Genomic DNA, 12074 nt, shown 5'->3' on the forward strand with positions numbered 1-12074 from the left:
AGAGATTGTTAGAAAAAGGAGAAGGATATGAAATTTGGGAAAAGGCACTATCGTCCACAGGTGGATCAGATGGATTGTGGCGTGGCTTCCTTAGCCATGGTATTTGGCTACTATGGTAGTTATTACTCCTTGGCTCATCTACGAGAATTAGCCAAGACGACCATGGATGGGACGACGGCTTTGGGGCTTGTAAAGGTAGCAGAGGAGATTGGGTTTGAGACGCGGGCTATCAAGGCGGATATGACGCTCTTTGATCTGCCAGATTTGACCTTTCCTTTTGTGGCTCATGTGCTCAAGGAAGGGAAGTTGCTCCACTACTATGTGGTGATAGGTCAGGATAAAAAGCACATCCATATCGCTGATCCAGATCCTGATGTCAAGCTGACCAAGATTTCCCGTGAGCGATTTGCGCAAGAGTGGACAGGGGTTAGTATTTTTATGGCGCCATCTCCGAGCTATAAACCTCATAAGGAGAAAAAACAGGGGCTCTTATCCTTCATGCCGATTTTACTCAAACAGCATGGCTTAATTACCAATATCGTTCTAGCGACACTCTTGGTAACACTGATTAACATTGTAGGTTCTTATTATCTACAGTCTATCATTGATAGTTACGTACCAGATCAGATGCGCTCGACACTGGGTATTATCTCTATTGGGCTGGTCATCGTCTATATCCTCCAGCAGATTTTGTCCTACGCGCAGGAATATCTCCTACTGATCCTTGGGCAACGCTTGTCGATTGACGTGATTTTGTCCTACATCAAGCATGTTTTTCACCTGCCAATGTCCTTTTTTGCGACACGCAGGACAGGAGAAATCGTGTCTCGTTTTACAGATGCCAACAGTATCATCGATGCGCTGGCGTCGACCATTCTGTCGATTTTCCTAGATGTGTCGACGATTTTGATTATCTCGCTGGTCTTGTTTTCACAAAATATGACGCTCTTTTTCATTAGTTTACTTGCACTCCCCATCTATACAGTGATTATCTTTGCCTTTATGAAGCCGTTTGAAAAGATGAATCGGGATACCATGGAAGCCAATGCGGTTCTGTCTTCTTCTATCATCGAGGACATCAACGGTATTGAGACTATCAAGTCCTTGACTAGCGAAAGTCAGCGTTACCAAAAGATTGACAAGGAATTTGTGGCTTATCTGAAAAAATCCTTTACCTATAGTCGGGCAGAAAGCCAGCAAAAGGCTCTGAAAAAAGTTGCCCAGCTCCTGCTCAATGTTGCCGTTCTCTGGCTGGGAGCTATTCTTGTCATGGATGGGAAAATGAGTTTGGGTCAGCTGATTACTTATAACACCCTGCTTGTTTACTTTACCAATCCTTTGGAAAATATCATTAACCTACAAACCAAACTTCAGACAGCGCAGGTTGCCAATAATCGCTTAAATGAGGTCTATCTAGTAGCTTCGGAGTTTGAGGAGAAGAAAACGGTAGAAGATTTGAGCATGATGCAAGGGGATATGACCTTTAAACAAGTTCACTATAAGTATGGCTATGGGCGTGATGTCTTGTCGGATATCAATTTGACCATTCCACAAGGGTCTAAGATGGCTTTTGTGGGGATTTCGGGGTCAGGAAAGACCACCTTGGCCAAGATGATGGTTAATTTTTACGACCCAAGTCAAGGGGAGATTAGTCTGGGTGGTGTCAATCTCAATCAGATTGATAAAAAAGCCCTGCGCCAGTATATTAACTATTTGCCTCAACAGCCCTATGTCTTTAACGGAACGATTTTGGAGAATCTTCTCCTTGGAGCCAAGGAGGGGACGACTCAGGAAGATATCTTACGGGCGGTTGAGTTGGCCGAGATTCGGGAGGATATTGAGCGTATGCCCCTGAATTATCAGACAGAATTAACTTCGGATGGGGCTGGAATTTCTGGTGGGCAACGGCAACGAATCGCTCTGGCGCGTGCTCTCTTGACAGATGCGCCTGTCTTGATATTGGATGAGGCGACCAGCAGTCTGGATATTTTGACAGAGAAGCGGATCGTGGATAATCTTATGGCTTTGGACAAGACCTTGATTTTCATCGCCCATCGCTTGACCATCGCTGAGCGGACAGAAAAGGTTGTTGTTTTGGCTCAGGGCAAGATTGTCGAAGAAGGCACCCATGCAGACTTGCTTGCTAGAGGTGGCTTTTACGCCCATTTGGTGAATAGCTAGAAAGAGGAGAAGATGAAACCAGAATTTTTAGAAAGTGCGGAGTTTTATAATCGTCGTTATCATAATTTTTCCAGTCGGGTGATTTTACCTATGTCACTTCTGTTCGTGTTTTTACTAGGATTTGCAGTTTTTGCAGAGAAGGAGATTAGTTTGTCTACCCAAGCGACTGTCGAACCTAGTCGGATCATTGCCAATATCCAGTCGACTAGCAATCAACGCATTGTGGCCAATTATCTGGAAGAAAATAAGTTGGTCAAGCAGGGGGAACTACTCGTTCAGTACCAGCAAGGGGCGGAGGCTGTCCAGGTCGAAGCATACGCCAGTCAATTGGAGATGTTAAAGGATCAAAAAAAGCAGTTGGGGTATTTGCAATCCAGTTTGAAAGAGGGGAGTGATCAATTTCCAGAGGCGGATAAGTTTGGTTATCAGGAGATGTTTCGAGACTATCTCAGCCAAGCAAATGGTCTAAGAAGCAATGTTTCTCAGCAAAATGCCAGCATCTCCTCGCAGAATGCGGCAGCAAGTCAGAGCCAGGCCGAGATTGGCAATCTTATCAGCCAAACAGAGGAAAAAATACGAGACTACAAAACAGCCAAGTCAGCGATTGAAAAGGGAGGTCAACTGGATAGTCAGAATCCAGCCTACTCTTTTTACCAGACCTATAAAAACCAAGGTGAAGAAAATCCGCAAGCTAAATCGCAAGTTATTGCGCAAGTGGATGTACAAATTGCCCAGCTAGAGTCTAGTCTAGCTACGTATCGTGTACAGTATGCGGGTTCTGGAGCTCAGCAGGCCCACGCAACGGGACTGGATAGTCAACTGGAATCGCTCAAATCTCAGCACTTAGTCAAAGTTGGCCAGGAATTAACTCTTCTAGATCAGAAAATTTTGGAGGCGGAATCGGGTAAGAAGGTACAGGGAGGTCTCCTCGATAAGGGGAAGATTACAGCAAGTGAGGATGGGGTGCTTCACCTTAATCCTGAGACCAGTGAAACTACGATGGTCGCAGAAGGAACCTTGCTAGCCCAACTCTATCCATCCTTGGAAAAAGAAGGAAAAACCAAACTCACAGCCTATCTCAGTTCAAAAGATGTTGCTAGAGTCAAGATTGGGGACTCTGTTCGTTATACTACGACTAATGATGCCAAGAATCAAATTTTCCTGGATTCCACGATTACAAGTATCGATGCGACAGCTACAAAAACTGAACAAGGAAATTTCTTTAAAATTGAGGCGGAGACCCATCTGACTTCTAAGCAGGCTACAAAACTTCGCTATGGTTTAGAAGGTCGTCTACAGATGATTACAGGGAAGAAAAGCTATCTCCGTTATTTTTGGGATCAATTTTTGAATAAAGGGTAATATTCGTGTTTTTCATAGGATAAATGATTTTAAAACTGTAAGAAGAGTTCATCTTGCAGTTTTTCTTTACGCTTAAAACAGGAAAACGTTATTTATTCGTAAAAACCTTGAATTTTTCATGCTTTTGTGGTAGAATGTGCACAAGTAAAACGAAAGGCGAACTTTAAAATGTCAAAACAACTGATCTATTCGGGAAAAGCTAAGGATATCTATACAACTGAGGATGAAAATCTCATTATTTCAACTTACAAGGACCAGGCAACTGCCTTCAACGGTGTCAAGAAGGAGCAGATTGCAGGCAAGGGAGTCTTGAATAATCAGATTTCATCTTTTATTTTTGAGAAATTAAATGCGGCTGGTGTGGAGACTCACTTTGTAGAGAAACTTTCGGATACAGAGCAACTCAATAAAAAGGTTGAGATTATTCCTTTGGAAGTCGTACTTCGTAATTACACGGCTGGTTCCTTTTCAAAACGTTTTGGCGTTGATGAAGGTATCGCATTTGAGACTCCAATTGTCGAATTTTACTATAAAAATGATGATTTGGATGATCCCTTTATCAATGACGAGCATGTGAAATTCCTTAAAATTGCGGATGACCAGCAGATTGCTTACTTGAAGGAAGAAACCCGTCGTATCAATGAGCTCTTGAAAGCTTGGTTTGCTGAGATTGGGCTTAAGTTGATTGACTTTAAGCTAGAGTTTGGTTTTGACAAGGATGGCAAGATTATCTTGGCAGACGAGTTTTCACCAGATAACTGCCGTTTGTGGGATGCAGATGGCAACCACATGGACAAGGATGTTTTCCGTAGAGGATTGGGAGAACTAACTGATGTTTACGAGATTGTCTGGGAAAAGTTGCAAGGTTTAAAATAACACCTTCAAGGTCGTTGGATACATTGCAAGAGTTGAAATAAAGGAATAAGAATTGATGGATAAACGTATTTTTGTTGAAAAAAAGGCTGATTTTCAGGTCAAGTCAGAGAGTTTGGTAAGGGAGCTCCAGCACAACTTGGGACTTTCAACTTTGAAAAGTATTCGCATTGTGCAGGTTTATGATGTCTTTGATTTGGCAGAGGACTTGTTTGCACCTGCAGAGAAGCACATTTTCTCTGAGCAGGTGACAGACCATGTCTTGGACGAAGCGGCTGTGCAGGCGGATCTTGCAAACTATGCTTTCTTTGCTATTGAAAGCCTGCCAGGGCAGTTTGACCAACGAGCAGCTTCTTCACAGGAAGCCTTGCTTTTGCTGGGAAGTTCGAGTGATGTGACAGTCAACACAGCCCAACTTTATCTGGTCAATAAGGATATTGATGCGACTGAGTTAGAAGCGGTCAAGAACTACCTGCTCAATCCAGTTGATTCTCGTTTCAAGGATATCACGACAGGAATTGCCAAGCAGGAATTTTCAGAGTCAGACAAGACCATTCCAAAATTGACTTTCTTTGAAAGCTATACGGCAGAAGACTTTGCCCGCTACAAGGCCGAGCAAGGGATGGCCATGGAAGTGGACGATTTGCTCTTTATCCAAGACTACTTCAAGTCAATCGGGCGCGTGCCGACGGAAACAGAGCTCAAGGTTTTGGACACTTACTGGTCTGACCACTGCCGTCACACGACTTTTGAGACAGAGTTGAAACAGATTGATTTCTCAGCTTCTAAATTTCAAAAACAATTGCAGGCGACTTATGATAAGTATATTGCCATGCGTGATGAGTTGGGACGTTCGGAGAAACCACAGACTTTGATGGATATGGCGACTATTTTTGGTCGTTATGAGCGTGCTAATGGTCGTTTGGACGATATGGAAGTGTCTGACGAAATCAATGCCTGTTCGGTCGAAATCGAAGTGGACGTTGATGGTGTCAAGGAACCTTGGCTCCTCATGTTTAAAAACGAAACCCACAATCACCCAACGGAAATTGAACCATTTGGTGGCGCGGCTACTTGTATCGGTGGAGCCATTCGTGACCCATTGTCAGGTCGTTCTTATGTTTACCAAGCTATGCGTATCTCAGGTGCTGGTGACATTACAGCGCCGATTTCAGAAACGCGCGCTGGGAAATTGCCTCAACAAGTCATTTCGAAGACAGCGGCTCATGGTTATTCTTCGTATGGGAACCAAATTGGTCTGGCGACGACTTACGTTCGTGAATACTTTCACCCAGGTTTTGTAGCCAAACGCATGGAGCTAGGTGCAGTTGTCGGTGCTGCTCCTAAGGGAAATGTAGTCCGTGAAAAACCGGAAGCCGGTGATGTGATTATCTTGCTCGGTGGTAAGACTGGACGTGATGGTGTCGGTGGTGCAACGGGATCTTCTAAGGTTCAAACAGTTGAGTCTGTAGAGACTGCTGGTGCTGAGGTTCAAAAAGGGAATGCCATCGAAGAGCGCAAGATTCAACGTCTTTTCCGTAATGGAGATGTCACTCGTCTCATCAAGAAGTCCAATGACTTTGGAGCAGGTGGTGTCTGTGTGGCTATCGGTGAATTGGCAGATGGTCTTGAAATCGACCTCAACAAGGTTCCTCTTAAATACCAAGGTTTGAACGGTACAGAAATTGCCATTTCTGAATCACAAGAACGGATGGCAGTTGTGGTGCGTCCTGAAGACGTAGATGCCTTCGTTGCTGAATGTAACAAAGAAAATATTGATGCTGTTGTGGTGGCGACAGTAACTGAAAAACCAAATCTAGTCATGTACTGGAATGGTGAAACGATTGTCGACTTGGAACGTCGTTTCCTTGATACCAATGGTGTGCGCGTGGTCGTTGATGCCAAGGTTGTGGACAAGGATGTCAAACTCCCAGAAGAACGCACAACAAGTGCTGACACACTTGAAGCTGATACCCTTGCGGTTCTGTCTGATTTGAACCATGCGAGTCAAAAGGGCTTACAGACTATCTTTGACTGTTCGGTCGGTCGTTCAACGATCAATCACCCACTTGGTGGTCGCTACCAACTCACACCAACTGAGGCTTCTGTGCAGAAATTGCCAGTCCAACACGGGGTGACCAATACTGCGTCTGTCATGGCGCAAGGTTTCAACCCTTATGTGGCAGAATGGTCTCCATACCACGGTGCTGCCTATGCGGTTATCGAAGCGACTGCTCGTTTGGTGACTGCTGGTGCAAACTGGTCTAAGGCTCGTTTCTCATACCAAGAATATTTCGAGCGCATGGACAAACAGGCTGAGCGTTTTGGTCAGCCAGTAGCAGCTCTCCTAGGCTCTATCGAAGCACAAATCCAGCTTGGCTTGCCATCTATTGGTGGTAAGGACTCCATGTCTGGTACTTTTGAAGAATTGACGGTACCACCAACCTTGGTTGCCTTTGGGGTAACGACAGCAGATAGCCGTAAGGTCCTCTCTCCTGAGTTCAAGACTGCTGGTGAAAACATCTACTACATCCCAGGTCAAGCTCTTTCTGCAGAGATTGATTTTGACTTGATTAAGTCTAATTTTGCCAAGTTTGAAGGCATTCAAAAGGCTCACAAAGTGACATCTGCATCAGCTGTCAAATATGGTGGTGTCCTTGAAAGCTTGGCTCTTGCTACTTTTGGGAATCATATCGGTGCAGAGGTAACCTTGCCTGAACTTGAAACGGCTTTGACAGCTCAATTAGGCGGATTTGTCTTCACATCTCCTGAAGAAATCACTCGAGTAGAGAAAATCGGTCAAACAAAAGCAGACTTTACACTCCTTGTCAACGGTGTGAAGCTAGATGGACAGAAACTTGACAGTGCCTTTCAAGGTAAACTGGAAGAAGTTTACCCTACTGAATTTGCACAAGCTAGAGAACTTGCAGAAGTTCCAGCTGTCGCTTCTGATGCAGTCATCAAAGCCAAGGAAACTATTGAAAAACCTGTTGTTTACATCCCAGTCTTCCCAGGTACCAACTCTGAATATGACTCAGCTAAAGCCTTCGAAAAAGAAGGTGCAGAGGTTAACTTGGTGCCATTTGTGACCTTGAATGAAGAAGCTATTGTCAAGTCAGTTGAAACTATGGTTGACAATGTTAGCAAGGCGAACATCCTCTTCTTTGCAGGTGGATTCTCAGCTGCGGATGAGCCAGATGGGTCAGCTAAGTTTATCGTCAATATCCTACTTAATGAAAAAGTACGTGCAGCCATTGATAGCTTTATCGCTCGTGGTGGCTTGATTATCGGTATCTGTAATGGGTTCCAAGCCTTGGTCAAATCAGGTCTTCTTCCCTACGGAAACTTTGAAGATGCAAGTAGCACTAGTCCAACCCTCTTCTACAATGATGCCAACCAACACGTGGCCAAGATGGTGGAAACTCGGATTGCCAATACCAACTCACCATGGTTGGCTGGAGTACAAGTGGGCGATATCCATGCCATTCCAGTATCGCACGGTGAAGGGAAATTTGTCGTGACAGCTGAGGAATTTGCAGAGCTCCGTGACAATGGTCAAATCTTCAGCCAATACGTTGATTTTGACGGCAAACCAAGTATGGATTCTAAGTACAATCCAAATGGTTCTGTTAATGCCATCGAAGGAATTACTAGCAAGAACGGTCAAATCATCGGTAAGATGGGCCATTCAGAACGTTATGAAGATGGTCTTTTCCAAAATATTCCAGGAAATAAAGACCAGTACCTGTTTGCATCGGCTGTGCGTTATTTTACAGGGAAATAAAAGGTATAAAAAATGACATACGAAGTAAAATCTCTTAATGAAGAATGTGGTGTTTTCGGTATCTGGGGGCATCCAGATGCTGCTAAATTGACCTATTTTGGTCTCCACAGTCTTCAACACCGTGGTCAGGAGGGGGCAGGAATCCTCTCCAATGACCAAGGGAAACTAAAGCGTCATCGTGACATGGGGCTTTTATCAGAAGTGTTCAGAAACCCAGCTAATTTGGATAAACTGACTGGAACGAGCGCGATTGGGCATGTTCGTTACGCGACTGCTGGCGAAGCTTCTGTGGATAACATCCAGCCCTTCCTCTTTCGCTTTCATGATATGCAGTTTGGACTTGCTCATAACGGAAACTTGACCAATGCCGAATCGCTCAAGAAAGAATTGGAACAAAGAGGAGCTATTTTCAGTTCAACTTCGGACTCGGAAATCTTGGCTCACCTCATTCGTCGGAGTCACAATCCCAACTTGATGGGCAAAATCAAAGAGGCGCTTAGCCTTGTCAAAGGTGGATTTGCTTATATCCTGCTGTTTGAGGACAAGTTGATTGCGGCTCTTGATCCTAATGGTTTTCGTCCACTTTCTATTGGGAAAATGGCAAACGGAGCGGTGGTCGTTTCGTCAGAAACCTGTGCTTTTGAAGTCATTGGTGCCGAGTGGATTCGTGATGTGAAACCAGGGGAAATTGTGATTGTGGATGACAATGGGATTCAGTACGATAGCTATACGAATGATACCCAATTGGCGATTTGCTCTATGGAGTATATCTATTTTGCCCGACCTGACTCTAATATCCATGGTGTCAACGTCCATACAGCTCGTAAGAGAATGGGAGCTCAACTGGCGCGTGAATTCAAGCATGAGGCGGATATCGTGGTCGGTGTGCCAAATTCCTCACTCAGCGCAGCCATGGGCTTTGCGGAGGAGTCTGGTCTGCCAAATGAAATGGGTCTCATCAAAAACCAATACACCCAACGCACCTTTATTCAACCGACTCAAGAATTGCGGGAGCAAGGGGTGCGGATGAAACTGTCTGCTGTTTCGGGCGTTGTCAAAGGCAAACGTGTGGTGATGGTGGATGATTCTATTGTTCGTGGGACAACCTCTCGCCGTATCGTTCAGCTTTTGAAAGAAGCGGGTGCTTCTGAAGTTCACGTTGCCATTGGTAGTCCAGCGCTAGCTTATCCATGTTTTTACGGGATTGATATCCAGACGCGTCAGGAGCTGATTGCGGCCAATCATACGGTCGAAGAAACTCGCCAAATCATTGGTGCGGATAGCCTGACCTATCTTTCGATTGATGGCCTGATTAATTCTATCGGCATCGAAACAGATGCGCCAAACGGTGGTCTCTGTGTCGCTTACTTTGACGGCGACTACCCAACTCCTCTCTACGACTATGAAGAAGACTATCGTAGAAGTTTGGATGAAAAGACCAGTTTTTACAAATAGGTGGATGACGATTCTCCATTAAAGAAAAGGAATAAACAAATGACAAATAAAAATGCTTATGCGCAATCCGGTGTGGATGTTGAAGCGGGTTATGAAGTTGTTGAACGGATCAAAAAGCATGTGGCTCGTACGGAGCGTGCAGGTGTCATGGGAGCTCTAGGTGGCTTTGGTGGCATGTTTGATCTTTCAAAAACAGGTGTCAAAGAGCCGGTCTTGATCTCAGGGACTGACGGTGTCGGGACCAAGCTCATGCTGGCTATCAAATACGATAAGCATGATACCATCGGTCAGGACTGTGTGGCCATGTGTGTTAATGACATCATCGCTGCAGGTGCGGAACCTCTTTACTTCCTTGACTACGTAGCGACTGGCAAGAATGAACCAGCTAAACTAGAGCAAGTGGTTGCTGGTGTGGCAGAAGGTTGTGTGCAGGCAGGCGCCGCCCTCATTGGCGGGGAAACGGCTGAAATGCCTGGTATGTATGGCGCAGATGACTACGATCTGGCTGGTTTTGCAGTCGGTGTGGCTGAAAAATCTCAAATCATAGACGGTTCAAAAGTAGCAGAAGGTGATGTCCTTCTCGGACTTGCTTCGAGCGGGATTCACTCAAATGGTTACTCACTCGTGCGTCGTGTCTTTGCCGACTATACAGGTGAGGAAGTTTTGCCAGAATTGGAAGGCAAGCAACTCAAGGAAGTCCTTCTTGAGCCGACTCGTATCTATGTCAAAGCTGTCTTACCACTCATCAAGGAAGGGTTGGTCAACGGTATTGCCCACATCACAGGTGGTGGCTTTATCGAGAATGTTCCTCGTATGTTTGCGGCTGACCTAGCTGCGGAGATTGAAGAAGACAAGGTTCCAGTCCTTCCTATTTTCAAAGCTCTTGAAAAATACGGTGAAATCAAGCATGAAGAAATGTTTGAAATCTTTAATATGGGAGTTGGACTCATGTTGGCAGTTAGCCCTGAAAATGTAGGTCGTGTCAAAGAATTGCTGGATGAACCAGTCTATGAAATTGGTCGCATCGTCAAGAAAGAAAACGAAAGTGTCATCATCAAATGAAAAAAATAGCAGTTTTTGCCTCTGGTAATGGCTCGAATTTTCAGGTGATTGCCGAAAAATTTCCGGTAGAGTTTGTCTTTTCAGACCATCGTGACGCCTATGTGCTGGAGCGTGCAGACAAGCTCGGCATTCTATCCTATGCTTTTGAACTCAAGGAGTTTGAGAACAAGGCAGACTATGAAGCAGCCCTTGTCGAACTCTTGGAAGAACACCAGATTGACTTGGTTTGTCTAGCAGGCTACATGAAAATCGTTGGGCCAACCTTATTGGAGGCTTATGAAGGTCGAATCATCAACATTCATCCAGCCTACCTGCCCGAATTTCCGGGAGCTCATGGGATTGAGGACGCTTGGAATGCTGGCGTTACTGAGAGTGGTGTGACCATTCACTGGGTGGACTCGGGTGTGGATACAGGAAAGGTTATCAAGCAAGTACGCGTACCACGACTAGCTGATGATACCATCGATAGCTTTGAAGCTCGGATTCATGAAGCGGAGTATAAGTTGTATCCAGAAGTATTGGATAGTTTGGGAGTTGCACGAAAATAAGAAGGAAGTCATAGATGATTTTGTGGCAAGGATTAAAAGTCATCTGCTAAGGAGAAATTTATGGGTTTGTTTGATTTTTTTAAGAAAAAACCTTCTAGCGAAGAAACGTCGACTAAAGATGAGGGAAAGATTGTTATCAAATCTGAAAATACAGATGATAGCGCTCCGGGATGGGAAGCTATTGATGCAGAATTTGATCGTCTCTATCCTGATCAGCCCAATCCCCGGCATTATGGAACACTTGTCAAATATATGTTTGGTGGTCCAGATCCGCTTGATGGCATCAGTGTTTATGATGCAGGAGATTTTTGGCATTTTGTTGGCTATGGTTTGTCGGAGTTATACACAAAAGAAAGCTCGAACCCTGAATACAGTGGTTATGGGATTGAACTGACTTTTAAGTTGAAAAAATCAAATAATGACGAAGAAGAAATCAAGAATGGCTGTGGTTTGTTGCAGTATGTGGCAAGATATATTTTTCAAACAGGTAAAGTGGTTTTGCCAGAAGAATACATTTATACCAAGCAAACGGTAGGAATTGATGCCCAACAGAAATCTAATTTGACAGGGTTCTTTACTGCTACTGATGATTTAGCTAAGCCTCTAGATACTCCGCATGGAAAAGTGGAATTTGTGACCTTAATTGGTGCGACAGATGCCGAATTGCGAAGTGTGTACGAAAGTGAAACTAGTAAGCTTGAGGTCAGAAAACTGTTAAAAGAACTTGGGAATCAGCTTACAGACTATGATCGCCAGTCTTTAGTTTAAATGATGTGAAAGCACATCTTGATACAATGAAAGGAAAAAAC

At 44.5% G+C, this 12074-nt stretch carries 8 protein-coding genes; all 8 read left to right on the forward strand.

The window, feature by feature from the left end:
• The first annotated feature begins 27 nt into the window (after window positions 1–27).
• The 8 genes from comA (at window position 28) to SORDD15_RS08855 (ending at window position 12033) form a co-directional block, all read left to right on the forward strand.
• Entirely contained in the window at window positions 28–2181 is a 2154-nt protein-coding gene (gene comA, locus SORDD15_RS08820; RefSeq protein WP_061416474.1) for a peptide cleavage/export ABC transporter ComA, read from the forward strand.
• A 12-nt stretch (window positions 2182–2193) separates the two neighbouring features.
• Window positions 2194–3543 (forward strand): competence pheromone export protein ComB, encoded by a 1350-nt coding sequence (comB, locus tag SORDD15_RS08825; protein ID WP_061416476.1) that lies wholly within the window; start codon window positions 2194–2196, stop codon window positions 3541–3543.
• Between the two features lie 168 nt (window positions 3544–3711).
• Complete coding sequence (gene purC / locus SORDD15_RS08830; RefSeq protein ID WP_061416478.1) at window positions 3712–4419, forward strand: phosphoribosylaminoimidazolesuccinocarboxamide synthase; 708 nt, start codon at window positions 3712–3714, stop codon at window positions 4417–4419.
• A 55-nt stretch (window positions 4420–4474) separates the two neighbouring features.
• Window positions 4475–8200, forward strand: coding sequence for a phosphoribosylformylglycinamidine synthase (locus SORDD15_RS08835; RefSeq protein WP_061416480.1), 3726 nt, complete (start codon window positions 4475–4477; stop codon window positions 8198–8200).
• A 12-nt stretch (window positions 8201–8212) separates the two neighbouring features.
• Complete coding sequence (purF, locus tag SORDD15_RS08840; protein ID WP_061416482.1) at window positions 8213–9655, forward strand: amidophosphoribosyltransferase; 1443 nt, start codon at window positions 8213–8215, stop codon at window positions 9653–9655.
• 39 nt (window positions 9656–9694) lie between these two features.
• Window positions 9695–10717 (forward strand): phosphoribosylformylglycinamidine cyclo-ligase, encoded by a 1023-nt coding sequence (purM, locus tag SORDD15_RS08845; protein WP_061416484.1) that lies wholly within the window; start codon window positions 9695–9697, stop codon window positions 10715–10717.
• Complete coding sequence (gene purN / locus SORDD15_RS08850) at window positions 10714–11265, forward strand: phosphoribosylglycinamide formyltransferase (RefSeq protein WP_061416486.1); 552 nt, start codon at window positions 10714–10716, stop codon at window positions 11263–11265. The genes purM and purN overlap by 4 nt, the downstream gene beginning before the upstream one ends.
• A gap of 60 nt (window positions 11266–11325) precedes the next feature.
• Complete coding sequence (locus tag SORDD15_RS08855) at window positions 11326–12033, forward strand: suppressor of fused domain protein (protein ID WP_061416488.1); 708 nt, start codon at window positions 11326–11328, stop codon at window positions 12031–12033.
• Window positions 12034–12074: the final 41 nt, after the last annotated feature.

Origin of the sequence: Streptococcus oralis (assembly GCF_001578935.1) — a bacterium.
In the GTDB taxonomy this organism is placed as follows: Bacteria; Bacillota; Bacilli; order Lactobacillales; family Streptococcaceae; genus Streptococcus; species Streptococcus oralis_R.